Source organism: Eremococcus coleocola DSM 15696 (assembly GCF_000428865.1).
GTDB classification, from domain to species: Bacteria; Bacillota; Bacilli; order Lactobacillales; family Aerococcaceae; genus Eremococcus; species Eremococcus coleocola.
Map to the genome: position 1 here is coordinate 109,586 of NZ_AUAT01000001.1, position 26,865 is coordinate 136,450.

Sequence of the window (26,865 nt, forward strand, 5' to 3'; positions counted from 1 at the left end):
TCTAAAAATCATCATTGTCGAAAATGTATGACTTATAGTGATAACGCATTGACAGTATCAAGCCTACCCCAATCATGTTGGAAAGTAAAGCTGAACCCCCTTGAGAAATAAAAGGTAATGGCACCCCGGTAATTGGTAGGAGTCCAATATTCATTCCAATATTTTCCAAAATATGGAAGAGGATCATTGAAATAACCCCAGTTGCAATATAGGTATAAAACTCATTCTTAGTTTTAAAACAAGTTTGAACCATTTGATAAATCAAAATAAAATAAATTAAAAGTAAGAATGAGGCACCGATAAAACCAAAATTTTCACCAATGGTGGTAAATATAAAGTCAGATTCCCTAACCGGCACGGTTACTTCTGAAACCCCTAGTCCTTTGCCAAGTAACTGACCTGACCCAATGGCTTTAATTGATTGAGCTAACTGATATCCAGACCCCCGCGTATCCGCAAAAGGCTCTAGCCAGTCTTTAATCCGGTTAATTTGATAAGCTTGAACCAACTTATTCTCAATCAAGAAGTCTGGGAAAAAGACCACAGCAGAAAGTATTCCTGCAGCCAAGGCTACAACAATCAGAATCGCCGGTAATAAGATTTTCCAAGAAATACCCGATACCAGAATCACACCGCCGGTAATGGCTAACATAACCAAGTTCGTCCCTAAGTCATTTTGAAGTTGAATCAAAACCATTGCTGGCAAAGCAACCACAGCAATTTTTCCTAATAATAACCAATCTGATTTAAGGGTTCTTTCAATAAATTCATGGTTATGTTGGGTTACTACCCGCGCTAACATAATAATGTAAGCCGGTTTAACAACTTCCGAAGGTTGGAAAGATAAAGATCCTAGTCTAAACCAAGAACGAGCCCCCGTTTCAGCAGCTAGTTGCCGGTCGTAAAAAATAAGCACAAAAACTAATAAAAGGAGTCCTAAGCCATACAAGTAAGTGGATAATTTCCAGTATTGTTCACTATTAAACTGCATGACTACAATAACGGCAATCGACCCTACAGCATACCAGAGGGCATGAAACAAGGTTGGGGCGATATTTTCCCCATTAATCATGGTCGTGGTTGCATAGACGGATATTAAGCCAATTAGGGCTAAGATAATAATTGTTAAGATTATGCCATAATCAACCCGAGATTCTTGTTCAATTTTTAATTTTCGTGACATGTTCATTTAAATAGACTCCTTCGAAGTGTGGTCTGACTCCACTTGATATATCTGATTTTGTAAAACTGGTTGACTTTGACCATAGTAAACATAATTCGAACTTGTGGCCCGAAAGACTGCTTGATCTTTTACTTGGTCTGAGATTTCCCAATAATTTTTTTCTTTAAAGTCGTGGTAAAAGACATTAATAAAAGCACCAATCGCAATCACCATGGCATTAAAATATAACCAAATCAGTAGGATGATAAAAACACCAATTGTCTGATTCGAAGTAGACCGGCCCATCATGGAAACAACCAGTCCAAATAATTGGGATATCAAGGTAAAGCCAAGGAGAGCAAATAAAGTGCCCGGAATAGAATACCGCCAAGTCCAATTAACATTTGGGATAAATTGATAAATAATTAATAGAACTAAAGCTAATAAGGCAAACCCAATCAAACCACTCTGATTAATCAGGATTTCCAATAAAGCAAAATCAAAGCCAAAAATATCTTTTACTGCCTGGTAGAAGGTTTCACCATATAATACGGCAAAGCCTAGGAAGACCCCTACCAATACAAAAGCTATCGTAAATACGTAGGAAAACATTCGAGCAATTAAGGCATTTTTTCTTGGTTCCGCCTTATAAATCGTATTAAAAACCCTTTGAATCGTATTAAACACATTTGAAGCGGGCCATAAAGAAATAATCAAACCGAGTGAGAAAGCTCCAGAAGATGTTGATGATAGATAATCTTCCAATAAAGGCAGCAGGAGCCCTTGCACTTGGCTCGGCAGAACATCTTTAATTGTGGCTACAATATCCGTAGGTGAAAATGGTAAGACAGAAATTACGTTAGCTAAAGCCAACATTAAGGGAACAATGGCCCAAATGATATAGAAGGAAAGCTCAGCTGCATAGGAGCCAAAAGCTAACTGCTTTTGATTGAATTGAAAAGTTTTCAGTAAACGTTGAAAGACTGATGGTTGTTCTGACACACTAGCCCTCCTCTCCACTTTAATAGTCTTAAAAATTTTAACACACTTAGGAAAAAATTTCACTCATAGCTATTGGAAATTTGCTTTGCTTTTCTTAGACTTTTTCTAAATCTAGGTTATAATTAAATGGTAAAGAAAGGGAGGAAGATATATGTCTAAAGGTTTGACATTTTATTTTGTAAGACACGGAGAAACCTACCTAAACCGCTATGGCCGCATGCAAGGCTGGGCTAATGCCCCTTTAACCGATGAAGGGATTGAAGTGGTTCACCAAAGTGGTAAAGGCCTATCAAAAGTAAAATTTGATGCGGTTTATACTTCAGACCTTCAAAGAACCATTGATACAGCTAATATTTTATTAGAAGAAAATTTATATGCTGACGGATTAGAGATAACCCCCATGAAAGAATTCCGGGAAGTCCATTTTGGTTTCTATGAAGGCCTACCTGCTGAAGAAATTTGGCCCAAGGTGATGGAAGAAGCCTTAATTATTCATGACCTACCCGCTGGTAGTGAACCTGACATTAAAACAAGTCTAGACTTGGTAAAGAAATATGATCCTTATCACTATGCTGAATCTTACGCTGAGTTTTGGAACCGAGTTGAATCAGGTCTCCTAATTTTATTAAATAAACACGCTGCGACTGATCAAAATATTCTCGTAGTCTGCCATGGTATGACCATTCGCAATTTATTACATGGTCTGGTGGCTGACTTTAAAGAAACCATCCCACTCGACAACGCCTCTGTTTCTATTGTCCAATACAAGGATGGTCATTTTAAAATGACTGCTTATGGTAAGACCGACCACTTTGCAAAAATTGCGGAAAAAGCTGGGGAATAACATATAAATCGATAATTCGCTCAACTTCTTTATTGGAAGTTGAGCTTTTCTTTTGAAAGTGTAGCTTTTGCGTTTAATAAAATAGTATGCTATAATTAGTATCTAAATTTTCGGGGGTGTACTGGTTTCGACAGATTTCATACGAGCTCTTGATGCGTCAGGAAGGCAGCGACTACCTAAAAACGCTACAGTTAAATATAACTGCAAACAATAATAATAATTTTGCTTTAGCAGCCTAATAACTGCTTGCAAAGATCAGCCCGGTATCGCCCATGTACCGGTTCCTGGTCTCAATTAAGTGGGATACGATTTAACTTTCCGTCTGCAAGTTAAGTAAGAGATTATCAGACTCGCGACCTCAAATGCCTGTTGGTCGGCTATGAGACAGCTAAATCTTAATAGGATCAACTATTGACGTAGATTCGGGAGTGGCGGGCTTTCTGGACAGGGGTTCGATTCCCCTCATCTCCATAATAAAATAGCTGGACTTTGGATGTTTATTATCCAAAGTCCAGCTATTTTTATGAAAAAATGTAATAATTGAAACGCCATATTTTTTATTTAATAATAAATATGCTATACTCTTTACAATTTGAGGAGGTAATTCTATGCGTTTGTTCCAAGTTGAGTCAATTACTGAAGATATTTTCCGTATCAAAATGCCCTATGTTTGCGTTTATGTCTTTGAGGGACGAGATCGAGCGCTTGTCTTAGACACCGGCTGGGGCTACGGGGACCTAAAGTCAGTCATCGACTCAGTCACCACCAAACCATATGATGTAATTATTTCCCATGCCCATTCTGATCATTATGGAGGCGCTTCTCAATTCAATGAAGTCTATATGAGTTTACCTGATAAAAATGGCTATTTAAACCGACTTAAAAATGATATTCGACCACGAATTATGCGCAATGCTCTCAAAAAAGACAACTTTCCCGTCCATAACCCCCTCTTTGTTGATCCTATCCCCAAAGCAATTAAATATTATTCTAATGGTCATATCTTCGATCTTGGGGGTCTTTCTCTCCAAGCCCTTCATCTACCAGGACACACACTCGGTGAAATGGTCTTTCTTATTCCAGAACGGCGCCTCCTCTTTACTGGTGACGCCTGTACCGACAATACCATGATTTATTTTGACCACTCTGCCCCCTTATCCGCATTTCGTGAGAGCCTTTTAAATATATTGAAAATTAAAGAACAATACGATACTGTTCTATTGAGTCATGCTCCCTATCAAATAGATAAAGAAATCGTCGACTCTAACTATTATTGGGTCGAGGAAATTTTGGCCAATCGGGATGATCAATTAATCATCGGTGATAATGACGGCCAACCCATCTATACAGCACGTGACCGCCGTAAATCATATCCTCCCCTTCAAAGCCTAGGTAATATTCGCTATAGCCAAAATCTAAAGTATTAAAAAACCTCCGAGGGGAGTTTTTTCTTTTATGCTTAATGATTTTTTTGATAAAGCCGAATAAAATAAACCACAAATATAACCGACATAGTCATGGTTAGCAATGCAACTTTCCAGTTTAATACAATTGATCCCACAACCAGGATTATAATCCCAAAAGTAGCTAATAAAGGACAAACAATCCCAAAGAAGGCTGATTTGATTTCCCCCTGCTTGTGGAGCCGGTAGGTTGCATAAAATAAAGGTAAAAGACAAATAGAGTTAAAAACCACAGCAGATTCACAGATATCAGATCCAGGTAACCATTGGTATTTTTCAACTAAATAATGAATTCCTAACCAAAAAATAGTTAAGCCATAAGTTAAAAGCGTTGATGCCGTGGAAACTTGATATTTCGGATGTAATTTAGCCAAGCGCGGTGACTGAATCCATTGACGTTCTGCCATGGCTTGAGGCAAACGTTGGGCGGCTAAATACATGCCGTCAGCAACCCCCATAACTGATACAATCACACAGAAGATAATAGCAGAAGCAAATCCCTTACCCAGAATCATTTGGGCCGCATATTGGATGGCAACATTTCCCGTAGATAAAATAAAGGTCTCCCCTAAGATTTCATTCAGTCCCCAGAAATAAACCACATAGATAAAGACAATAGCCAAGGGGCCTAAGGTATAAGCCAAAGGTAGGTTGCGTCGCGGATTCTTCACTTCAGGTGCAATGGTTGCGGCTACAGTCCAGCCATCATAGGTGAAGGCTAAAGGAACCAAGGACGCTAACCACCCCCAACCATTATCAAAGGGTTCAATCACCTTTATTCCTTGGGGTACAATTGGCAAATCTTTAGACCAAAAGAATCCAACGATCGCAATAATGACTAAAGGAATCACTTTAATAAAGGTGGCTGCCGATTGAAATTGCCCTGCTAACTTCTTAGACAGATAATTTATGGCTACAATCCCGGACATATAAACGAAGGTTAATGCAATTTTTGCTTCTAAACTAGCATTGGGATTAAAAATCGACAAAGTATAAGCTGACCCCACCCAAGAAACGATCACAGTAAAAATCGGAAAATAAACGAAGGCTTGGTAGGCTCCCACCCCGGTAGCAAGCGCAGGACTGACAAAATCGCCAATATAAGAGGCAATCCCCCCTGCTTGACTAGAGCGTTGGGCTAGTTGAGCCAAGGCTAGAGAGCCAAAGACAATAACAAGGGCACCAAAGACAATTAGGACAATTCCCAACCAAAGTTTCCCTCCAGTAAACATCAGGATATCATCGGCTTTAAAATAAATACCGGATCCGATTACGGATCCTACAATCATAGTAATGGCATTGGTAAGGCCATAAGTTTTTTTAATCTCATTTTGCATTCACTTCACTCCTATATAGGTCATTATTATAGGCTTTTTATTTGCAGATGGAAATACTTTTCTGCTTAAAAATTTGAATTATATAAATACTCCACTTTTAAACAGATCGTTTTCCTGTACTACTTTTATATTTTTACGCATTATCCTATTTATTCATTTGTTACAATAAAAAATAATAAATATAATTAAAATTTAGTCTAAGAATTTAATCATTATAATTGATTTTATTGTATACTTACTTTAACAACATAAGGAGGTCACTTATGACCCAGAAAATCGCAATTATTGGGATGGGGGTTGCTGGGGGCGCAGTCCTAGCCAGTTACCACAAATTTTATCCCAAGGAAAAACTAGAAATTGACTGTTATGATGACCCTATCCATTTTGGTAAAGGTATTCCCTTCCGACCTGATTCTAGCCTCGCCTTAAATAACTCCAGGTCTGACGCTATATCCTTTGATTACCAAGACATGGATGATTTTGTATCTTGGTTGAAAGACCAAGATATCCCTTTCCAAGAGTATATGCCCCGCTGGACTTATGGAGATTATATGCTAGACCGTATCCAAGAGCTTAGCCATGACTTAAAGGCCAAAGCCATATACCAAAGAGTGACCGACATAACTTGGCTAGACCAAACTCAGCAGTGGCAACTAGTCGATCAAAGTGGCCAAAGCCAGGATTATGACCAAGTCCACCTTTGCTGTGGGGATTTACCCGCCCACGATTTTTATCACTTACTCGGCCAAAACCACTATATTCATAATCCATACCCGCTCCAAGCTATACCTATGACTGAAATGCCAGACCAAACATTAACAGTCATCGGTACTGGCCTTGCGGCCATCGATGTCCTAAAATATTGTTTGACACATAGTCCTCAAAGTCTGATTCAAGTCTTTTCTTTAAACAATTATTTTCCAACTATCCGCGGCAGGGACCAAGTTGACCTAGATTATAAATTTTTGACAGAGAATAATTTAGACCATGCCATGGCTAACAATCAAGGTCACCTGTCTTTTAATGACTTAGACCAATGGATTCAAGCAGACTTCGAACAAGTGGGAGTCACCTGGCCCGTTTTCAAATCAGAATGGCTTTTACCAGGTAAGGCAGGCCTTGACTTAAGTATGGGGCACCCCAAAATATTTGGCCGGGCCCAAGCTCTATTTCTCCACCTCTCAAACCTCTTATCCACCCGCCTTGCCACGATGACCGTTTCTGATTACCAAGCATTTAAAGACCATTATATGGATGCCCTCATCAATCTAAGGAATCCTATGCCCAAAGATTCTGCACTTATATTATTGAGAGCCTTCGAAGAAGGACGCTTGAAAACTTTAAATGGTATTGACAGTGTCCAAGCTGAAAACCAGACCTTCCATTTATTAAATGAGGACCATACTCTCATAGCTAGTTCTGATTGGGTTATTAATGCCACTGGCTACGGCTTAAATGACCAAAATCTAAATCAAGCGTCTTCTATCTTTAAATCTCTCATTAATAAAGGCTATGTTCAATTTGCAAACCTAGGTGGCCTAGCCATTGACTTGGACACAGGTCAGACAATTTCACCCAAATTAGGCCCCATTAGCCACCTACTGATTCATGGCACCCTGATTAATGGCCAAGTATTTCAGAATAATTCCACTATTAAGATTCAAGCCTGGGCCGATAAGTTAATCAAAAATAAAGCGCTATAACCCATAAAGACCTCCCGTCTTGGATAAAATTTTCCAAGCACAGGAGGTCTTCTTTTTATTTCTTTTCTGACGTTAAACTACCAAATAACCACCCGGTCTTCAGGAGCTAGGTACATACCATCGCCTGGTTGAGTTTGGAAGACTTCATGGAACTCCGCCAAATTACGGGGTTGGATATTAGCACGTAATTCACCCGGTGAATGCACGTCAATCTTTAAGAGGAGTTGCATGTATTCTAAGCGGGCCTTACGACACCAGATTAAATAAATAAGGCCACCTAGCTTTCATAATCAATTAAGCTAGGTGGTGACATTCTTTTATCAAAAATTTTCTTTGTAAATATTAATTAATTTCTTAGGCCATGTAAGATATATTGGCGGACTTGAGAGATAAAATAAAGCGAGCCTGTCACTAACAAGACTTGATTGTTTTCCCCCTCAAATTGATCAATGAATTCAGCCCAATCACCAATTACATGAAGATTAGGATTTGGGTCTTCATTCACTAGATTTTGCCATTCAGCCTGACTATAGGATTCATGGTGGTCAAAAGGGGCAATATAAATTTGACTAGCGGGGAAAAGATCTAATATTTGCAAGTGGGCTGACTGATTTTTACGATTCAATCCAGCAAAAAGAATTGTCACTTGACGGTCAATTAAATAAGTTTCAACCACTTGTTTTAAAGCTTCAAGTCCAGCTTCATTATGGGCGCCATCAATAAAAATTAAAGGCTGGTCACTAATTTTTTCCATCCGCCCTTGCCAGTGGGTAGTTAATAAATCTTGAGCCATCTTTTCTTTATGGAGCTCTATACCCTGATCATACATCCAATGTTGGAAGACCATCAAGGCAATTGCGGCATTATGCATTTGGTGTTGTCCTAACATTGATAGGCGAAATTCTTCTTTCTCCATACCTAAGTCATTCCAGTAAGTAAATTTGGACCCGTTTTCTAAAGATAAAGTCATAGGTAGGGCCCCAAATTCGTGGCCGTATTGGTAGAGCTTAGCCCCCTCTTCTTCCACCTTTGCTTCCACTACAGCCACACTGGAAGCTGGTAGTTGTCCAATAAAGACCTGGGCACCCCTCTTGATGATTCCTGCTTTTTGGTAGGCCACTGCCTCGACGGTATCGCCTAATTTGTCCACATGGTCTAATGCAACGGTGGTAATGACCGCATATTGGGCATCAACGACATTAGTACAGTCATTTAAGCCTCCAATTCCGACTTCAATCAGACATACATCAGGTTGCTTTTCATGGAAATATAAAAACAATAAGCAGGTATAAATCTCAAAAAATACTAATCGACCATATTGGGTTTGAGCCATATGTTCATTTAAATCATAAATTAGTGGCATTAACCGCAATAAATCTGCATCAGAAATATCATGGCCAGCATAAGAAATTCTTTCATTAAATTTTTCAATATGGGGTGAAGTAAAGGTCCCCACTTTTAAGCCTGCCCCAGCAAAAAGATTTTTTAAAAATGCGGTCGTGGACCCCTTTCCATTGGTTCCAGTCACTTGGATGACTTTCAGCCCTTTTTGGGGGTTACCCAAATAATTCATCGCATAATAAATCTTTTCAATCCCTTCACGTTGAATGGGATTAGACTCTTGGTTCATCCAATTTAAGGCTGCATTAATATCAGTAAATTTCATAAGACACCTACCTTATTCAAACTAGACAAATCATACTTTATTTAACAACAAATTTCTATAGAAATTTAATATTTTACAAAGAATTAACATAAAGATTCACTAGGATACTTCCACGAGCTTTTGCTAGGACAAATGGGATGATAATAGACTTTCTGAGTTTGATAGTGACGACTTTTTCCTTATTCGTCAGTCCTTGCACAATATTATGACGACTTAACCTCCAACTCGTCACCCCTCCCTACTCCCCGCCAAAACACACGCCTTTTAAGACTAGAACGCAAAAAAGCCCTCGCCTAAGAAACGGGCGAGAGCAAATTAAAATTATCAATTAAACTAAATCTGATTCAGGAATAGCAGCAAGGTAGTCACGAATAGTATTAACCAAACCTTCTAAGTTGCCTTTTTCAAATGGTGACTTCAAGTTAGCTTTTTCCACGATTTGACGGAAGGATAAGGTACCCCCAGCACGACAGATTGCAAGATAATCTTCCCAAGCTTTTGGATCGTGGTCAATGACTTGACGTTTCCAGAATTGTAAGGCACAAACTTGGGCCAAGGTATAATCAATATAATAGAATGGTGAGCTAAAGATGTGTCCTTGTCGGAACCAGAAGCCACCAGCTTCTAGGAACTCATCACCATCAAAGTCTTTCCATGGATTATATTGTTTTTCGAGTCGCCGCCAAGTTGCCCGGCGTTCAGCTGGAGTCATTTCTGGATGTTCGTAAACTTCATGTTGGAAGTGGTCTACTAGGACTCCATACGGTAAGAAGGTCACTGTTCCCATTAAATGACTGTATTTATATTTTTGTTCTTGGTCTTGGAAGAAGTCTTTCATCCAAGGATAGGCAAAGAATTCCATGGACATGGAGTGAATTTCACAGGATTCAAAGGTTGGCCAGACACATTCTGGACTTTGGATCCAACGAGAAGAATAGACTTGGAAGGCGTGGCCCGCTTCATGGGTCAGTACATCCACGTCACCAGAAGTCCCATTAAAGTTAGAGAAAATAAAGGGTGATTGGTAACCTGGAATATAGGTACAGTAGCCGCCCCCTTGTTTACCTGGTTTAGTAACTAGGTCTAATAATTCATGGTCAACCATAAAGTCAATGAACTCACCGGTTTCAGGTGACATTTCATGATACATCTTGACCCCATTGGCCAAGATTTCATCGGAAGTCCCTACTGGTGTCGCATTACCCTCTTTAAATTCTAAAGGCAAGTCATAAGACTTCAAAGCATCCAATCCTAAACGCTTAGCTTGGCGGGCATAGAGTTCTTGGTCCAACGGAACTACATGTTTTAGAATTTCTTGCCGGTAGGTCTCCACATCTCGACGGTTATAATCTAAACGGTCCATGCGGACATAACCTAATTCAACGAAGTCTTTAAAACCAAGGTCTTTAGCAATCTTATCTCTCACCTTAACCATCCGGTCATAAATTTCATCAAGTTTTGCTTGATTATCTGCAAAGAACTTACTGTTTAAGGCAGCTACTTCTTTTCGGACTTGGCGGTCAGGGTCTTGTGCAAACTTGCCTAAGCCTGGTAAATTATAAGTTTTACCCTTGTATTCAATCTCAGCCGATGCAATCAAACGATTATATTCAGTCACTAGACGATTTTCTTCTTGAATCAATTCAATGACCTTAGGATCAAAGGATTTCAAGGAGTTTTCAGCTAATTTAAAGAAGGTGCCTGGTAAATCTTCTTTTAATTGGTCTAAGTAGGATGAATTGAGGATAGCCCGATAGAAGTCAGTGAACCATTCTGTCACAATTGGACTGTGTTCATCCCAAAAAGCTTGTTCAGCTTCATAGAATTCATCCCGACTATCAATGGAAGCCCGGATGCCCACTAATTCTTGTAAGGTCATTAAATCATTTTGAAGGGCTTGTAGCTTATCAAGATTTTCTTTGACAGTTTCATAAGAATCTGCCTTTTTAATCGCATCAATATAGCCATAGAATTCAGCTTTAGCTTGGTCTAAGTCAGGTCGTTCATATTTGTATTCACTAAATTTCATTCAAAAACCTTCTTTCATTTTCATAAAGCTAGTATAGCACAATTTACAGCGTGCACCCTACTACTTATCTTATTAATCATCTTCCAGGAGAATATTCTCACAACTGTTCTAAAAATCTAAGGAGCTGTCCCACCTGCTTCTTCAACTTGAGCTTGATACATTTGCGCATAACTTCCCCCAGCTGCTAAGAGTGACCGATGATTACCCAATTCGACAATTTCGCCTTGGTCCAAGACTAAAATCAAATCTGCATCCATAATGGTCGATAAACGGTGGGCTACTACAATCGACGTCCGGCCGGTTTGAACCACTTGCATAGCATGTTGAATTAAGCTCTCTGTTTCAGTATCAATATGGGAAGTGGCCTCATCCAAGATTAAAATCTTAGGGTCAGAGGCTAAAGCCCGAGCAAAAGAAATTAATTGTCGTTCACCCGAAGATAAGTCTTGACCTTTTTCAACCACTGGACTTTGGATACCCTGGTCTAACTTAGCCAAAAGGGGGCCTGCCCCTACTTTAATTAAGGCTTCTTCTACCATTTGATCACTAATCCCTGCTTGGTTCATGGAGACATTGGAAGCGATGGTACCAGTAAATAGATAAGGATCTTGTAAGACAATTCCCATATCCTGGCGCACACTTTCCCGGTTATAGTCTTGAATAACTTTCCCATCAATCCGAATTTGGCCCTTTTGGGGGTCATAAAAACGGAATAATAAATTAATAATGGATGACTTCCCAGACCCGGTATGGCCCACCAAGGCAACCTTCTGCCCTTCTTGCACAGAAAAAGTAATATCTTTCAGGATATAATTATCCCCGTCATAAGCAAAGGATACATGATCAAAGTCAATATCTGCTTGCTTTATGGTCAAGCTAGCCTCTTGGTCCACTTCAACTGGTTGGTCTAAGAGTTCAAACACCCGTTTGGCTGCAGCTAAGGCTTGTTGAACCTGGGTCATCATCCGTACAATCATAGTAATCGGGTCAAAGAGACGGCTAACATAATTGATGAGCATATAGATTACCCCAACTGAAAAGCCTAATATTCTTTGGTTAAAACGAATCCCAATCATCGCCATAATCGCAAATAGAACAAGGTTTTTGAGTAACTCAGATAAGTTCCAAGATAAAAAGGCATCAGTGAATAAGTATTTCTTTTGCGAATTGAGGTATGCATCATTATCTTGATCATATGCATCAACCATATATTTTTGGCGACCGAATATCTGAACAATTCCAATCCCATTCACTAGCTCAGCTACATGACTATTTAAGTTGGAATAGGATTCACGCATGGCGGTATTGACCGGTCCAATGATCCGACTATAGGTGAGTTGCCAAAGGATAATAATTGGAATCAGTACCAATAAGGCTAAGGCAATCCACCCATTGATGCGGGCAATGGCCCAATAGGCCCCAATCACAGTTAAGGCATTAATCAAGACATTATTGGCAAAGACAGCAAAGAAATTATTTAAAATCACTTCGGTATCATTCACCACCCGGGTAGCAACCTTTCCGGCCGGCTTATCATCAAAATAAGAGACAGGTAACTTCTGCATATGAGCATGGGCCTGATCACGGAGAATCTTCCCAATTCGATTGGTCATATGTCTTAAAAGGACTGCTCCTGAAAAAGACAGTATTAAATTTAAAATCTGCAAGCCCATATAAATTCCGAAAAACTGGGTTAATTCAGCGAGTGGGACTTGACTGCCCTCCCTATAGGCATGAGTCAACCGGTCAATCAATTTGGAAGCAAACATAGGTAAATATACTGAGATTGCAATAGCTGACACAAGGAGTAAAAGTCCTATAAGTAAGCTTTGCCATTCATAAATAAAATAAGCGGACAAACGTTTAACGAGTTTCATAAGGACTCACCTCCTTAAGATAACCCTGCCGACGAGCCTGGGCTTGATACCAGCCATCCTGACTTATCAACTCCTGATGGGAGCCCTGTTGAATAATCTTACCCTGGTCTAACACCAGAATTAAATCAGCCTCTTCTACAGCTGATAGGCGATGACTGACAATAATCTTAATTTGGTCTTGGGCCTGGGCTTTTAAGTTGTCAATAATTTGACTTTCTGTTTTCGCATCAACCGCTGATAAAGAATCGTCTAAGATAAGTAAATCACCTTGAGCTAGAAAAGCCCGGGCTAAGGAAACTCTTTGTTTTTGTCCCCCCGAAATGGCGACCCCTTTCTCACCAATCATAGTATCTAAACCTTGGTTAAGATTGACAATATCTTTTTTGAAGTCTGCGGCAATAATGGCTTGATCAAGTGAACTTTCATCTGCTTGCGGATTGGAAAAATAAATATTATCCGCTACCGATTTAGAAAAAAGAATGTGTTCTTGCGGAACATAAGCCACTAATGATTCATATTGACTGAGATCAAAGTTTTCAATTGACTGACCATTAATCAGAATTTCCCCCTGGTGACTTAAGGAATATTGTCGGAGTAACTGCCGGATTAAACTTGACTTACCTGCTCCGGTTTTACCCACTAAGCCCAGAGTCTGACCTTTACTTATTTTAAAAGAAATATGATCTAGGCTTTTAAGTTTAGCACCAGGATAGGTAAAGGAATAATCCCTAAATTCAATTTGTTCAATCTGACTAATCGGTAGATTCCCCTCTTGGTCAGGCTCCCCTTTTTCTGTCTGTAAGGTAGTTAACTTACCGTAAGAAATCATAGCTTGTCGATACATCACAATAATTTCAGATAACCCCCAAATTGACATATGAAACATACCTAAGTACATTTGAACCGCCACTAGTTGCCCCAAGGTTACCTGACCCTGGCCTAAAAGATAGCCGCCATAAGTCAAAGAAATTGCTAAACTGAGTCCCCCAAAAATATTAGGAACTGATCCGAAGGTGGCAAAATATGGGTTCAACCGGTCTGCTTGGGCGACCACATCCTGGGTCCGATTGGCAAAATTTGTCTGTAAGGTCTCGGATTGACCGAAAGCCCGCATCACACGGACCCCCTCGACTGACTCTAATACTTCTTGGTTTAGGGCGACTACCGCATCCCGTTTTTGATCGTAAAGGCGGTCAAAAGTCTGACTTACATAATACATAATCACTGAAAAAAGGATGAAAGGACTCAGAGAAATTAAAACCAATTTAGCTGGATATAATAGGAGCATTACCACAAAAACCGCAACACACCGGAAGCAATCTCCGACTACCATCATAAACCCATAGCCAAGAAAGTCCCCCACCATATCCATATCTGAAGACAAGCGGGTAATTAAATCTCCTGACCGGAAGCGTTCATAGAAGGGGGCCCTAAAGCCTAACAAACGTTTAAAAAAATGATGGCGTAAATCTTTAACATAAGTATAAGCATTTCCTAAAATAAGAATAACCCAGGATAAATCCACCAAATATAAAGTGACAATTGCCAATAAAAAAGTAAGCATCAGGGTCATCAACCGCTGATTAGATAATTGATTAGCCACGACCGTATCAACAAATGTTTCAACCACCCGGTTAGGAACCATCCCAATCAGATTAGATAGCATGGCAAAGAGCGTGGCCAAACCATAAGTGATCGGCTTGCTGCGCATATATGCCCATAAATCCTTTAACATAGGGACCTCTTTTCTAAGTAAATTTGCATAAAAAACACCTATTCATAGAGTTATAATCTCCACAAATAGGCGCTCTTGACAGAAAATTGGTGTAGGGGTACACCAAGACCTAAATATCAATGTGTGGAGAATTTAACTGCATTGTATTTTGAATTACTTTGATCATATTAAACCCTCCTCTTCAATAGATATTAACTGTATTTTAACCCTTTTCTTAATTTTAGTAAAGATAAATTTGCATTTTTATTAGAAAATACAGCTGTTTTTAATCAATTACTTAATAATAAATGTTATGAGCTATAATCAAATTAGGATAGCTAAGTATAAAATATTCTAAATAACTAAGCCTGAATGGCTTGCCCATCTTTTTCAAAAATATATATAGGTTCATCCCGGCTCGCATCATAGCTCACCCGTAAATCATGGCCATCAAAGAACCACTCATCACTGGCTTCAACAAAGAATAAATAACCATCTTTTGCTTGGAACTGAGCTACTGGATTCTGTGGTTGACTTAACTCGATAGCCAAGCCAAAGGAATCAGTCACTGGTGAATCACCATAAATCCGGTTGCGAAATCGTACTCCTATACCTGTGGGTTCCTGCGGCATCCCTACAGATTCCTTAAACCATTGGCCCGCTTTTTCTTCAATAATTATTTTCATGTCATACCACTCCTTAAAGACTCATTATAGAACAAGTTCTTAAGTTGGCACAGGAATTTGCCTAGTCTTCGACTAGTTTATGCTGATAAGCATAAATTGTTGCTTGCGTCCGGTCAGAAACTTCTAATTTAGCAAGTATATTAGACACATGGGTCTTTACGGTTTTCAAAGTAATAAATAATTCATCTGCAATTTCCTGATTAGAGTAACCTTTAGCAATCAAGAGTAAGACTTCATATTCACGCCGCGTTAATTCATCGTGGAGCTGAGGTTGACTATCCTTGATATCTTTAGCCAATAAAATGTCATTGACTTCATCGTCCATAACTTGTTCACCCGAATAAGTTTCTCGGATTGCTTCCGCAATTTCCTTGGCTGATGAAGTTTTTAATATATAGGATTTTGCACCAGCTTCCAAGGCTGGATAGACTTTCTCATCATCTAGGAAGGAAGTCACAATGATTATTTTAGCCTGGGGCCAATCTTGCATTATCCGTTGTGTCGCTTCAATCCCATCCATGACGTCCATGACCAAATCCATCAAAATAATATCCGGCTTTAGCTCAACCGCTAAATGGTAGCCTTCCAAACCATTGGCCGCCTCACCAATCACTTCAATATCATCTTGAATGGATAAATAGCTAGATACTCCCAGCCGAACCATTTCATGATCATCAACTAATATCACTTTAATCATACTGTGCCTCTTTCTATTTGCATCGGTCTAGTTTTAGGAATCGAAATAATAATGGCTGTGCCTTGTTTTGGTAGAGTACGGATCCGTAATTGGCCACCTAAACTTTTGACCCGTTCTTCAATATTAGCCAGGCCATAGTTACCCGCATTGCGTAATTTTTCTAGGTCAAAACCAATGCCGTCATCAATGACCCTTAAGTCTACACTATCGGGGCTCGCTTCAAGATAAACATCCAACTGGCTAGCCTGAGCATGGCGGAGCGTGTTGGAAATTGATTCTTGGGCAATCCGGAAAAGATGATCTTCAATCCCCGAGTCTAACCGAATACTAGGATCTAGTTGCCAGTTAATGGTAATCGGCACCCGTCCTTGTAATTCTTTAAGAATCTGTTCCAAGCCCTCAGTTAACCGCCTGTCCCTCAATTCAACCGGACGTAAATGTAATAGGAGCGCCCGCATTTCAGTTTGTCCCCTAGCAATCACTTGGTCAATCCTAGCCACAGCTTGCTTAAGTTTTTCTGGAGCTAGGTCATCCATGCCCTCATTCAAAGCTGAAAGCATCATGGTTGCCGCAAACAAATCTTGACTAACCGAATCATGTAATTCTCGGGCAATCCTGCCCCGCTCCCCTTCAATAATCTCTTCTTTGGTATCTTGGCCAACAAAGGTTGGAGCAGCTGAATATTCTTGAATATCACTGGATAATTGAATCAATTTTTGTCTTAAGTCTTCAATATCCTGATAAAGACTAATCATCTGATTGCTCGCCCCCTTTTTCTGATTGGTTTCAGAAAAAATAGTATGGTTATATTTCCCCATGACTAACCAATTAAGCCGAGCCTGGATATCTTCATAAGGTTGATTAATTTGCAAACTATAAATTGAAGCATAGAAAGCTGCAATTAATATAATCGCCGCTAGTAACAAAGCGGTTAAAGGTAAGTCAAATGCTTTTAGGTCCCAGAACTGCTGAAAGCTCAGGAGATCAAGCCCCCAAATAAAGAAAGCTAATAAAGCAAGTAATGGTACAAATAACATGAGTAGTTGTTGGGCAAAAATAAGAAGCCACAGCCGTCCTTTCATAAGAAAATCACCTCAATATCTCCAAAAGCAACCGAAATAATTAACTTAATCCGGCGTTGATTTTTCTCATAGTCCGGGGTCAACCAGCGGAAATTTTCCATCAATAGTTGATACTTTTCCTGCTCAAAAACTACTTTACCTGACATAATTGAAATATTTAAGTGAATACCCAAGTCTTTTGGAATAATAATCCGGGTATTCCCAAAAAGCTTACGTATCATCACAACATTCTCACCTTGAGGCATAACAGCATTACCTAGATCGATGATATCATTGCCGCCAATATAAACTAAATTAATATCATCCCACTCAAAAATCGTTTGATGATTACTTAAAGAATCTTTGATATTTTGTTTTCTTAAGAGATGAACCTGGCCATGCTGGGGTGCCCTTAATTGAAGACCTCGATAGTAAGTCGACCGATTTAAAGGCCGCAGATAAGCTTGATCAAAATGTAGCAAACTATTTCCTTCATCGGTTGAAAACAATAAATAGACGATAATTAACATGGCGGCTGCCAACCAAAATGATTTAGTGGCTAGAAGGGCTGACAACATCAGAAACAAGCTCATTAAAGTCAAAATAATCCTTGGTATCCGTGCTTCAAAGAAAAGAGAGGCAACTAATAATATAGCTCCAAGAGCAAATACAATTAAGAAATGCCCATTCATTAAAATTTCTAAAAAGATCAGCAAAATCGAGAATAATAAGACAATAAAAATATTTCGCTTTAATAATGACTTCATAGGCCACCTCCCTGTGCTCTCCTATATTTTACTTTAGCCCTAGGGAGCCTGCAAGGCCTTCAAAAGATTTCACCCTTATTAATAATAAAATTTTGGAATTATTTATATCCAGAGTTAAAGCAAGTTTTGATTCCCTTTAATTTTTTTCCAAATAAAAAAACCTAATCCTTACGCGCAGATTGACTTTTGACTCAACAAAAGCCTACCTAATAGCGCCAGCGGACTAGGTTACTTGATACTATTTATTTTCCTTAAATTTTTTCAATATTGGTGATTTCTACATCGAAAGCTCCACCAGGAGATTCGATTGAAACAATTTGTCCCAATTTTTTTCCAATCAGTGATTTGGCAATAGGGGAATCATTAGAAATTTTGAATTCCATTGGATCTGCTTCAGCTGATCCAACAATAATGTAGGATTCTTCATCACCATCAGGTAATTCTTTAAACGTAACTTTCCGACCTAAAGAAACTTCATCTTCATCAACATGCTTATCATCGATAATTTCAGCAAAGCGAATCATGTTTTCAATGGTAGCAATGCGACCTTCAAGCATGGCTTGTTCGTCTTTGGCAGCTTCATATTCTGAGTTTTCAGATAAATCACCAAATGAACGAGCAATCTTGATTCGTTCAATAATTTCTTTACGACGGTTTACTTTTAAATCTTCTAATTCAAGTTCCAATTTTTCCTTTCCCTCAAGGGTCATAGGATATACTTTTTCGTCCATGGGTCTATATTTCCTCTCTAACTTAACCATTCACATGATTGAGAATGGTTGCAACTTTGGTTGTTAACAAATCGATTGCCACTTGGTTATAACCACCTTCGGGCACAATTATATCGGCGTAGCGTTTTTGGGGCTCCACAAATTGATGGTGCATAGGTTTAACCACATCCACGTATTGGTTAATTACGGAATCAATCGACCGCCCCCGTTCCTTAATGTCTCGTAGAATTCGACGACATAAACGAATATCATCATCTGTATCGACGTAGACTTTGATATCCATCAAGTTACGTAAACGAACATCATCTAAAATAAGAATACCTTCAACAATAATAACTTCTCGTGATTCTAGGAATTGAAATTCACCTGTCCGTGTAAAACTAGCAAAATCATACACAGGCATTTCTACCCCACCACCTTTAATTAAGGTAGTTAAATGTTGGAAAAATAAATCATTATCGAAAGCAAGTGGATGGTCATAGTTCACCTGACGTCTTTGTTCCATACTTAGATCAGATTGGTCCCTGTAATATGAATCTTGTTGTAATAATAAAACGGATAAGTCCGAAAAATTTTCTACAATTTGTCGGCTTACACTCGACTTACCCGAACCAGATCCCCCGGTGACACCTATGACAATGGGCTGTGCCATCAAGCTCCCTCCTTAATCAAAAACAGAAGTGAGACTAGGAAACCTAATCTCACCGAATGTTTTACATTTGGTTGTTCTAAACATCCAATTAATAATGATAGTATACTATAACTTTCAAAAAAAGCTATAGTAAATTGCTTCTATAAATAAAAATTTATTGATTTGATTCATCTTGGTTATCACTTGCTTGTTCTTCTTGGTTGCTTCCACCAGTACTTTCAGATGAATCATTAACATATTGTTCCACTAAGGCATTATGCTCTTCTATCGTTGTTGAATAATATATTTTTTGCGTTTCAATATCTGCAACAAAATAATAATATTCATTCCAAGTTGGATAAATAGCTGCAACAATGGCTGTCTTCGACGGGCTATTCATAGGTCCTGGTGCAAGTCCGGTATTTTTGTATAAATTATAGGGTGAATCTACTTCTAAATCATCATATGTCACTTTTTCCTTATGCACTCCTAAGGCGTATAAGACTGAAATATCAGATTGAAGTGGCATTTCCGCCGCTATCCGATTATAGAAGACACCTGATACTAGGCCACGATCTTCCTCAGTCACCGCTTCACGTTCAATCAAGGAGGCTAAGGTCAGAACTTGATGATAATTTAAGGTAGTATTGACTAAATCATCTTTTAATTCTTGATAAACTAAGTTTGAAGCAGCGACCATATCTTCAATCAATTCTTGGGCAGACATCCCTGCAAAATAATCATAGGTTGCCGGATACAGATACCCCTCTAAAGGCACCTTCATTCCACTGGTATCTGCTAAACCTTCTAGCAAGGAAGGATATTTCTTCCTTAACTGCTCTAAATAGTCTTCGTTTTTTAATTCTTTCATGAAATCATCGGCCGAAATAGCAGTGTTTTCCCCTACCATCTCAGCAATTTGGTCTGCAGTCATCCCCTCAACCACGGTTAACTTAGTATCTGCATCAACAAAGATAGGTTCTCCTCCAGCCTGAATGGTTTCCATTACCTTAGCCGCATTCATATCCTTAGAGAACTCATAATGACCAGCTTGAAGTGCTTTATCATTATTAAAACGCATATAATAGTTAAAAATTTGACTATTTTTAATGATCCCAGCGTCTTGTAAAATTTGAGTCACATCTTTGGTAGACGAATTAACTGGAATCGTGACAGCAACTGTCTCGTGATTATTGGGATCCATAGCTTTTAAGGCATCATTTACATACCAGAACCCCAAACCAGCCCCAATAATTACTAGGACAACCAGGCCTAAAACTAAGTATTTTAAAATTCGATTCGTTAAACGTTGTTCTTGTTTGACTTGTTTTTCTTTGTCTCGCGCTTGTTTGCGCGCTTCTTGCCACCGTTCTTTGAATGACAGATTGGACTTTTCTTCTTTCTTGGTCATACATGCTCCTCTATCTTCTAGGATTTCCAAAATTATAACAAAAATTTCAGGAAAATACCATGCAGACAAGGAAAATCCCACTTTTCACTAGAAAAAGTGGGGTTTTCTTCAAATTTATTCATCATCATCTGCAAGAAATGTATTTAGGACCTCATCAATCATATCCCATTCTTCTTCAGTCTCAATCGCTTGAAGGGCACCCGTTGTCCCGTCATCCGCTTCGACATAAGAGTAGGCCTGTAATTCAATGTCTTCTTCTTCAGCCAAGCCTGCAGGGTAAATTAATACATAACTCTTATTAAAGTCAGGAGATTCAAAGGTAAATAAAATTTCATAAAGGACTTCATTACCCTCTTCATCGACAACAGTAATATATTCATGGTCATGATTGTGGTCTAATTGTGGTTGGTATTCCATTTTATGCTCCTTTACTACTTAGAATTAGCATCTAAATAATTTTGTAAAATAATTACAGCGGCAAGTTTATCAATGATTTTCTTACGTTTTGACCGTGATACATTCCCCTCAGAAACTAACATCCGTTCAGCCTGAGAAGTTGTTAAGCGTTCATCTTGATAAGCTATCAATAAATCAGGACGGATATCCAATAATTTCTGACCATAGCGCTGTGAAGCTTGAGCTCGTGGCCCAATCGTATTATTCATATTTTTAGGTAAGCCAATAACAACTTTTTTTACTTGGTGCTGATCTAATAGTTCTAAGAGACGATCAAAACCAAAATCACCCGCTTCTTCATCAATGCGAATGGTTTCTAATCCCTGAGCTGTCCAACCCAAGAGGTCACTCATGGCAACCCCTACGGTCTTAGAACCAACGTCAAGGCCCACGATCCGTTCATATGCTGTCATTTAGGCTTGATCCTTAAGATACTCACGCACCAATTCTTCCATAATTTCGTCACGTTCATAACGGCGAATTAGGTTACGAGCATCATGATAACGTGGGATATAAGCAGGGTCGCCTGATAAGAGGTAACCAACAATTTGATTAATCGGATCATAGCCTTTTTCTTTCAAAGCTTCAAAGACGAGTTCTAAAGTTTCTCGAACACTATGTTGCGCAAGATCATCAACATTGAACAATATTGTTTCATCTAATGACATGATAACATCCTTCCTTTCTAGCAATAATTGCTAAATAATCGTTTTAGAATGGTAAAAAATTCTAAGCTTGTTATCTTTCTACATTATAAACTATTTTACTAATTTTTCAATTTCTAGGTCGATGGATTCCATTAATTCAGGAATACCGACTGGATTTTTACCACCTGCTTGGGCCATTTGAGGCTTACCGCCACCACCACCTTGAACATATTTAGCCAAAGCCTTAATCAAATCACCAGCTTTTACCCCTTTGTCAATTGCTTGGTCATTCGCCAACACTAGTAGGTTAGCTTTTTCTCCATTATCGGCGGCGACAATTAAAAGATCGGCATTGGCTTTTTGCTTCCAAATGTCCCCTAATTGACGCATGGCATCAGCAGATTGGTCTTTTAGGCTTAGAGCAATATAGGATACAGCGCCTACTTCTTTTACTTCATCAAATAATTTATCAGAAGCGGCTTGCATTACCTTAGCTTGAAGGGATTCAATTTGAGCATGAGCTTCTTTAAGTTCAGCTTGCATTTGATCAATGCGATTCACTAACATATCAGTTTGACTTACTTTTAGACGGTCTTGGATTTGATGTAAAATTGCTTCTTGGTCGCGATAATAATTAAAGGCGGCTTGGCCAGTTAGTGCTTCAATCCGACGAATTCCAGCACCAATCCCTGTTTCACTTAATAACTTAAAGGTACCAATTTGGTTGGTATTAGCCACATGGGTTCCGCCACACAATTCAATGGATTCATTTGAAATATTTACGACTCGGACAACATCTCCGTATTTTTCACCAAAGAGGGCCATGGCACCTAAAGCTTTTGCTTCATCAATTGGCATTTCGGTCGTATTAACTGCAAGGGAAGCTTCAATAAAGGCATTTACCTTATCTTCAACTGCCTTTATTTCTTCAGCGGTCATCTTGCCAAAGTGAGAGAAGTCAAAACGTAACCGGTCTGGTCCAACATAAGACCCTGCTTGGTTGGCATGGTCACCCAAGACATCTTTTAAAGCCCGATGGAGTAAGTGAGTTGCCGTATGGTTTTGGTTAGTTAAAGTCCGGTGTTTAGGGTCTACTTGTAAAGTATATGATTGGTCTAGGTTGATTGGCATCGTTAAAGCTTCAACCTTATGCATGGCTTGCCCATTTGGTGCTTTTTGAACATCAAGGACCCGACCCACTTCATCGTTACCGTCCATTATTAGACCCTTATCAGCAATTTGTCCTCCCATTTCAGCGTAAAAAGGTGAGCGATTAAAGAAGACCCAACCAATTTGGTTTTTAGCCAAGTTTTGGACGGACTCATCTTCAAAAACAATGGCTTTAACCGTCGCATTGCTAACTAAGCTGTCATAGCCAACAAAATCATATTCCGTATGGATATCCGTAAAGACTGTTGATTGAACGTTCATTGACTCTTCTTTAGACCGTGCTTGACGGGCTCGTTGTCTTTGTTGTTCCATTTCGGCTTCGAAACCTTGAGTATCAACAGAGAAACCACGTAATTCAGCTTCTTCTTGGGTTAATTCAAGTGGGAAGCCAAAGGTATCATAGAGTTTGAAGGCTTGGTCACCAGGGATTTCATAAACTTCTTCAGTCTTAAGGCTTTCAATAATCGAAACCAGGTGGTCTTCCCCTGCTTCAATCGTTTCATGGAAGCGATCTTCTTCTGAAGCTAAGACTGACTGAACAAATTCAACTTTTTCTTGTAATTCACTATAGAATTGACCCATAATTTGAGCAATGGTTGGGACTAACTGAGCCAAGAATTTATCTTTTATACCTAAGCGTCGACCGTGCATCACAGACCGACGAATTAAACGACGTAAGATATATCCACGGCCTTCATTAGAAGGTAAGGCCCCATCAGAAATAGCAAAAGAAACCGCTCTGATATGGTCAGCAATCACTTTGAAGGAAACTTTATTAGCACCAGCTTCTTCGTAGACAATCCCATCTGTTAAGCCTTCGATTTGTTTAATAATTGGTAAGAATAAGTCTGTTTCAAAGTTGGTTGGTGTATCTTGAACTACGGAAGTCATCCGTTCCAAACCCATCCCGGTATCGACGTTCTTGTTAGGTAGGGGTTGATACGTATCATCTGGCATATGGTTAAATTCAGAGAAAACTAAGTTCCAGATTTCTAACCAACGTTCATTTTCCCCCCCTGGGTAATTTTCAGGGTCATCCTCGGCTAAATTATTATAGGCTTCACCACGGTCATAGAAAATTTCGGTATCAGGACCACATGGGCCAGCACCAATATCCCAGAAGTTGTCTTCAACTGGCACTAAATGATCTGGATTGAAATTAGGTTGTTGTTTCCAGATTTCAGGTGTATCGGTATCTTCCGGATAGTAAGTGGCATACAATAACTCTGGCTCAAAGCCCATCCATTTGTCTGAAGTTAAGAATTCCCAGGCCCAGGCAATGGCTTCTTCTTTAAAGTAGTCACCAATTGACCAGTTACCTAACATTTCAAATAAAGTATGGTGGCGGGCCGTCACGCCAACATTTTCAATATCGTTGGTCCGAATACATTTTTGGGCATTGGTAATCCGTGGATTGGCTGGCACTTCAGTCCCATCAAAATATTTCTTAAGGGTGGCTACCCCTGAATTAATCCATAAAAGGGTTGGATCATTGATTGGAATCAATGAAGCAGATGGTTTCACATCATGGTTTTTCTCTGCAAAGAAATCTAAATACATTTGCCGAATTTGTGCACTGGTCAATTCTTTCATTTATAGTCTCCATTCATAAAAATATATAAAGAGCCGCTATATGCAAGGGCGACATTCCGCGGTACCACCTTACTTATAACGACTCATCATTATCTCTCTTCTATCATTAACGCTGATGAACGCCAATTTTTCAATTGGGATACTTAAGGGAGCATTATCACTGTGTCCTTTCACCAACCGACACTCGCTTTTCATCGGATAATATGGCCTTAATCATTGGTATTATACAGAATTATAGGGACTAAAGTCAATCCATACAAAGTCGATTCATTTATTTATTCAAAAAATACTTATCCACGATCGCTGCAACCCCATCTTCATCACTCGATAAGGTGACCTCATCAGCCACAGCTTTTAGGGCTGCCGATGCATTCGCCATGGCTACCCCAAGTCCCGCTGCTTGAATCATTGAAATATCATTATTCCCATCACCCATGGCAATCACTTGGTCGATTCCATAACCTAATTTATTAGCTAGGGTTTGTACAGCTAACCCTTTAGACACCTTAGAATTATAAAATTCAAGGTAAAATGGTTTGGAAGAAGTGCAGGTTGTTTCTTGACCAAAGTGTTGTTGTAAATCCATTTCAACCGTGTTGACTAGGTCTGGTTCCCCTACTGCAATAAATTTTAACTTAGCTTCTTGTAAATTTTTGAAATAGTCTGGATCAATATAATCAGACATCCCCGTAAGCTCAGACTCAACATGACTATAGGTAGAAACTTTATCTACAATGATTTTCCCCTCATGGTAGGTTAAGACAGAAAATCCTTTTTCTTGCAAGAAAGGAATAAAGGCTTTTTGGTCTTCAAAATTTATTGGCTGCTTAAAGATTATAGCTTGGTCTTGCATCCGATTCACTTGAGCCCCATTCATTGAAATAATATAGGAATTATAAGAATGCAAGTGAAGTTCTTTAGCTAAACTAATCATACCTTCATAGGGTCTACCTGAAGCAAGCACCAATTGAAACCCTGCTTCTTGAAAAGCCATCAAGCGGTCATAAGTTTTAGGGCTAATTTCTTGGTCAGAGTTTAGTAGTGTGTCGTCAATATCTAATACCAACATTTTATAAGTCATGGGTCACGCTCATTTCTTTTTTTGTTATGTCTCTATTATACATGGACCTAAATAGGAAACAAAACAAAAAGTTGGACAGGATGGTTTATTTATAAAGTCATATAGCTTATAATAAATACAAATTTTAAAAAGGAGTTTACTATGGGTAAACCAATTTATATCATTTGTCATCCTGGTTCTGGTAATGGTAAGGGAGGCAAATTGTTAAAAGCCGTCACCGATTGCTTAAAAGAATTTCATTTAGACTATTTAACCTATTTAACCGATTATCAAAATCATGCTCAACTTTTGTGCCAACAACTAGTAAAACGGACCCAAGGGAATTTTCAGCAAGCCGTCATGATTATTGGGGGGGATGGCACCTTACACGAAGTCATCAATGGTTTCCTTGCCAGTGGTTATAAGGTGCCTCTCGCCTATCTTCCGGCAGGAACAGGCAATGACTTTGCTCGAGTTTGGTCACCTAAGTTAAGTCCTCGTCAACTGGTCGAAAACCTAATCTACCAAAGAAAAATCAGCCAAGTACCTATCATTAAAGCCTTTAACAATGCTAATGAACATATTGATTATATGCTAAATAGCAATGGGTATGGCCTTGATGCCCAGATTAACTACCAGGCCCAGGTCTTTCAAAAAATGCCCCTCTTTCAAAAGTTTGGTCTCCATAAACTTGTCTATCTAGCCGGCTTAGTCAAAAGTTTAAGTCAAATCCAACGTTTTCAGGTTGAATTAAAAGTTGATGGACAAAGCTATCACTTTAATGAAGTTGGAATCCATTGCACCATGACCAATCCTTACCTTGGGGGTGGCATCTACCTCAGTAATCTAACTCAGCCTGAAGAAAAATTACTTTGTGCTGTAACCTACCATGATATCACCCTTAAAGCCGTCTTCGATGCGATTAAACGCGTCTTTCTTTCAAAAGACCATGATCAATCACCTTACATCTCGCAAATTAAAGGCAAACAAATGCAGGTTATGATTCAAGAGCCTGTTTGGGGACAAGCCGATGGTGAAGTAATTAGCAAAGATTTGGTCAATGTTTCTTACGAAATGGATACCTATCCGTTTATCCTTAATGAAGAACCTAAGTCATAGCTTATCCAAAAAAGGCCACTGTATCTTAGTCTAACTAAG

Annotated in this window: 23 protein-coding genes, 1 other RNA gene and 1 pseudogene; 5 read left to right on the top strand and 20 right to left on the bottom strand. The window is 39.1% G+C overall.

Annotated elements, in window-relative coordinates:
• Position 1: 1 nt before the first annotated feature.
• Together G396_RS0100530 and G396_RS09735 are read right to left on the bottom strand one after the other, a co-directional pair.
• Entirely contained in the window at positions 2-1,189 is a 1,188-nt protein-coding gene (locus G396_RS0100530) for an FtsW/RodA/SpoVE family cell cycle protein (protein ID WP_006418426.1), read from the bottom strand.
• Positions 1,190-2,164 carry a YihY/virulence factor BrkB family protein gene (locus G396_RS09735; RefSeq protein ID WP_006418238.1) on the bottom strand — a complete coding sequence of 325 codons (975 nt, stop codon included), beginning with the start codon at positions 2,162-2,164 and terminating at the stop codon, positions 1,190-1,192.
• Between the two features lie 151 nt (positions 2,165-2,315).
• Between G396_RS09735 and G396_RS0100540 the strand changes: the two genes are divergently transcribed.
• The 3 genes from G396_RS0100540 (at position 2,316) to G396_RS0100545 (ending at position 4,435) form a co-directional block, all read left to right on the top strand.
• Positions 2,316-3,008, top strand: a complete 693-nt coding sequence (locus tag G396_RS0100540; protein WP_028124702.1) for a histidine phosphatase family protein — start codon at positions 2,316-2,318, stop codon at positions 3,006-3,008.
• A 112-nt stretch (positions 3,009-3,120) separates the two neighbouring features.
• Positions 3,121-3,482: a transfer-messenger RNA gene (gene ssrA / locus G396_RS11090) on the top strand.
• 134 nt (positions 3,483-3,616) lie between these two features.
• Positions 3,617-4,435 carry an MBL fold metallo-hydrolase gene (locus G396_RS0100545; RefSeq protein ID WP_006418472.1) on the top strand — a complete coding sequence of 273 codons (819 nt, stop codon included), beginning with the start codon at positions 3,617-3,619 and terminating at the stop codon, positions 4,433-4,435.
• 32 nt (positions 4,436-4,467) lie between these two features.
• Here the strand turns inward: G396_RS0100545 and G396_RS0100550 are convergent, their stop codons facing one another.
• A complete protein-coding gene (locus tag G396_RS0100550; protein WP_028124703.1) occupies positions 4,468-5,808 on the bottom strand; it encodes an APC family permease in 1,341 nt (446 codons plus the stop codon).
• 263 nt (positions 5,809-6,071) lie between these two features.
• Here G396_RS0100550 and G396_RS0100555 point away from each other — a divergent pair, with 263 nt between their 5' ends.
• Entirely contained in the window at positions 6,072-7,511 is a 1,440-nt protein-coding gene (locus G396_RS0100555; RefSeq protein WP_034907289.1) for an FAD/NAD(P)-binding protein, read from the top strand.
• Between the two features lie 77 nt (positions 7,512-7,588).
• Here G396_RS0100555 and G396_RS11095 read toward each other — a convergent pair.
• The 17 genes and pseudogenes from G396_RS11095 to G396_RS0100640 all read right to left on the bottom strand — a co-directional run.
• A pseudogene (locus G396_RS11095) lies at positions 7,589-7,771 on the bottom strand (M13-type metalloendopeptidase); the annotation flags it as partial.
• A gap of 86 nt (positions 7,772-7,857) precedes the next feature.
• The gene (locus tag G396_RS0100565) at positions 7,858-9,177 is read right to left on the bottom strand and encodes a bifunctional folylpolyglutamate synthase/dihydrofolate synthase (RefSeq protein WP_034907292.1); all 1,320 of its coding nucleotides are present in this window, start codon (positions 9,175-9,177) and stop codon (positions 7,858-7,860) included.
• 328 nt (positions 9,178-9,505) lie between these two features.
• Positions 9,506-11,206, bottom strand: coding sequence for a M3 family oligoendopeptidase (locus G396_RS0100570; RefSeq protein ID WP_028124706.1), 1,701 nt, complete (start codon positions 11,204-11,206; stop codon positions 9,506-9,508).
• Between the two features lie 116 nt (positions 11,207-11,322).
• Positions 11,323-13,083: an ABC transporter ATP-binding protein gene (locus tag G396_RS0100575; protein WP_006418319.1), complete on the bottom strand. Its 1,761-nt coding sequence runs from the start codon at positions 13,081-13,083 to the stop codon at positions 11,323-11,325.
• Complete coding sequence (locus G396_RS09740; RefSeq protein ID WP_051221007.1) at positions 13,070-14,818, bottom strand: ABC transporter ATP-binding protein; 1,749 nt, start codon at positions 14,816-14,818, stop codon at positions 13,070-13,072. The genes G396_RS0100575 and G396_RS09740 overlap by 14 nt, the downstream gene beginning before the upstream one ends.
• Positions 14,819-15,159: 341 nt before the next feature.
• The gene (locus G396_RS0100585) at positions 15,160-15,483 is read right to left on the bottom strand and encodes a HesB/YadR/YfhF family protein (protein ID WP_028124707.1); all 324 of its coding nucleotides are present in this window, start codon (positions 15,481-15,483) and stop codon (positions 15,160-15,162) included.
• A gap of 61 nt (positions 15,484-15,544) precedes the next feature.
• Positions 15,545-16,180 (bottom strand): response regulator, encoded by a 636-nt coding sequence (locus G396_RS0100590; protein ID WP_006418272.1) that lies wholly within the window; start codon positions 16,178-16,180, stop codon positions 15,545-15,547.
• Complete coding sequence (locus G396_RS0100595) at positions 16,177-17,262, bottom strand: sensor histidine kinase (RefSeq protein ID WP_028124708.1); 1,086 nt, start codon at positions 17,260-17,262, stop codon at positions 16,177-16,179. The genes G396_RS0100590 and G396_RS0100595 overlap by 4 nt, the downstream gene beginning before the upstream one ends.
• Positions 17,259-18,008 (bottom strand): cell wall-active antibiotics response protein LiaF, encoded by a 750-nt coding sequence (liaF, locus tag G396_RS0100600; RefSeq protein WP_006418183.1) that lies wholly within the window; start codon positions 18,006-18,008, stop codon positions 17,259-17,261. The genes G396_RS0100595 and liaF overlap by 4 nt, the downstream gene beginning before the upstream one ends.
• A 251-nt stretch (positions 18,009-18,259) precedes the next feature.
• On the bottom strand, positions 18,260-18,739 hold the full coding sequence (greA, locus tag G396_RS0100605; RefSeq protein ID WP_006418595.1) for a transcription elongation factor GreA: 480 nt from the start codon (positions 18,737-18,739) through the stop codon (positions 18,260-18,262).
• A 22-nt stretch (positions 18,740-18,761) separates the two neighbouring features.
• On the bottom strand, positions 18,762-19,391 hold the full coding sequence (udk, locus tag G396_RS0100610) for a uridine kinase (protein WP_006418460.1): 630 nt from the start codon (positions 19,389-19,391) through the stop codon (positions 18,762-18,764).
• A gap of 154 nt (positions 19,392-19,545) precedes the next feature.
• Complete coding sequence (mltG, locus tag G396_RS0100615) at positions 19,546-20,781, bottom strand: endolytic transglycosylase MltG (RefSeq protein WP_028124709.1); 1,236 nt, start codon at positions 20,779-20,781, stop codon at positions 19,546-19,548.
• Between the two features lie 114 nt (positions 20,782-20,895).
• On the bottom strand, positions 20,896-21,198 hold the full coding sequence (locus G396_RS0100620; protein ID WP_006418206.1) for a DUF1292 domain-containing protein: 303 nt from the start codon (positions 21,196-21,198) through the stop codon (positions 20,896-20,898).
• A 14-nt stretch (positions 21,199-21,212) separates the two neighbouring features.
• Complete coding sequence (gene ruvX, locus G396_RS0100625; protein WP_028124710.1) at positions 21,213-21,650, bottom strand: Holliday junction resolvase RuvX; 438 nt, start codon at positions 21,648-21,650, stop codon at positions 21,213-21,215.
• Complete coding sequence (locus tag G396_RS0100630) at positions 21,651-21,908, bottom strand: IreB family regulatory phosphoprotein (RefSeq protein WP_028124711.1); 258 nt, start codon at positions 21,906-21,908, stop codon at positions 21,651-21,653.
• An 87-nt stretch (positions 21,909-21,995) separates the two neighbouring features.
• Positions 21,996-24,647, bottom strand: coding sequence for an alanine--tRNA ligase (gene alaS, locus G396_RS0100635; protein ID WP_006418356.1), 2,652 nt, complete (start codon positions 24,645-24,647; stop codon positions 21,996-21,998).
• A 271-nt stretch (positions 24,648-24,918) separates the two neighbouring features.
• Entirely contained in the window at positions 24,919-25,728 is an 810-nt protein-coding gene (locus G396_RS0100640; protein WP_028124712.1) for a Cof-type HAD-IIB family hydrolase, read from the bottom strand.
• Positions 25,729-25,869: 141 nt separating this feature from the next.
• On the opposite strand from G396_RS0100640, the gene G396_RS0100645 reads away from it, so the two are divergent.
• Positions 25,870-26,826, top strand: a complete 957-nt coding sequence (locus tag G396_RS0100645; protein WP_028124713.1) for a diacylglycerol/lipid kinase family protein — start codon at positions 25,870-25,872, stop codon at positions 26,824-26,826.
• Positions 26,827-26,865: the final 39 nt, after the last annotated feature.

Bases quoted from the DNA above. Each gene is read 5' to 3' on its own strand.
- G396_RS0100530 (WP_006418426.1), bottom strand. From the start codon at position 1,189: ATGAACATGTCACGAAAATTAAAAATTGAACAAGAATCTCGGGTTGAT.
- G396_RS0100540 (WP_028124702.1), top strand. From the start codon at position 2,316: ATGTCTAAAGGTTTGACATTTTATTTTGTAAGACACGGAGAAACCTAC.
- G396_RS0100545 (WP_006418472.1), top strand. From the start codon at position 3,617: ATGCGTTTGTTCCAAGTTGAGTCAATTACTGAAGATATTTTCCGTATC.
- G396_RS0100550 (WP_028124703.1), bottom strand. From the start codon at position 5,808: ATGCAAAATGAGATTAAAAAAACTTATGGCCTTACCAATGCCATTACT.
- G396_RS0100555 (WP_034907289.1), top strand. From the start codon at position 6,072: ATGACCCAGAAAATCGCAATTATTGGGATGGGGGTTGCTGGGGGCGCA.
- G396_RS0100565 (WP_034907292.1), bottom strand. From the start codon at position 9,177: ATGAAATTTACTGATATTAATGCAGCCTTAAATTGGATGAACCAAGAG.
- G396_RS0100570 (WP_028124706.1), bottom strand. From the start codon at position 11,206: ATGAAATTTAGTGAATACAAATATGAACGACCTGACTTAGACCAAGCT.
- G396_RS0100575 (WP_006418319.1), bottom strand. From the start codon at position 13,083: ATGAAACTCGTTAAACGTTTGTCCGCTTATTTTATTTATGAATGGCAA.
- G396_RS09740 (WP_051221007.1), bottom strand. From the start codon at position 14,818: ATGTTAAAGGATTTATGGGCATATATGCGCAGCAAGCCGATCACTTAT.
- G396_RS0100585 (WP_028124707.1), bottom strand. From the start codon at position 15,483: ATGAAAATAATTATTGAAGAAAAAGCGGGCCAATGGTTTAAGGAATCT.
- G396_RS0100590 (WP_006418272.1), bottom strand. From the start codon at position 16,180: ATGATTAAAGTGATATTAGTTGATGATCATGAAATGGTTCGGCTGGGA.
- G396_RS0100595 (WP_028124708.1), bottom strand. From the start codon at position 17,262: ATGAAAGGACGGCTGTGGCTTCTTATTTTTGCCCAACAACTACTCATG.
- liaF (WP_006418183.1), bottom strand. From the start codon at position 18,008: ATGAAGTCATTATTAAAGCGAAATATTTTTATTGTCTTATTATTCTCG.
- greA (WP_006418595.1), bottom strand. From the start codon at position 18,739: ATGGACGAAAAAGTATATCCTATGACCCTTGAGGGAAAGGAAAAATTG.
- udk (WP_006418460.1), bottom strand. From the start codon at position 19,391: ATGGCACAGCCCATTGTCATAGGTGTCACCGGGGGATCTGGTTCGGGT.
- mltG (WP_028124709.1), bottom strand. From the start codon at position 20,781: ATGACCAAGAAAGAAGAAAAGTCCAATCTGTCATTCAAAGAACGGTGG.
- G396_RS0100620 (WP_006418206.1), bottom strand. From the start codon at position 21,198: ATGGAATACCAACCACAATTAGACCACAATCATGACCATGAATATATT.
- ruvX (WP_028124710.1), bottom strand. From the start codon at position 21,650: ATGACAGCATATGAACGGATCGTGGGCCTTGACGTTGGTTCTAAGACC.
- alaS (WP_006418356.1), bottom strand. From the start codon at position 24,647: ATGAAAGAATTGACCAGTGCACAAATTCGGCAAATGTATTTAGATTTC.
- G396_RS0100640 (WP_028124712.1), bottom strand. From the start codon at position 25,728: ATGACTTATAAAATGTTGGTATTAGATATTGACGACACACTACTAAAC.
- G396_RS0100645 (WP_028124713.1), top strand. From the start codon at position 25,870: ATGGGTAAACCAATTTATATCATTTGTCATCCTGGTTCTGGTAATGGT.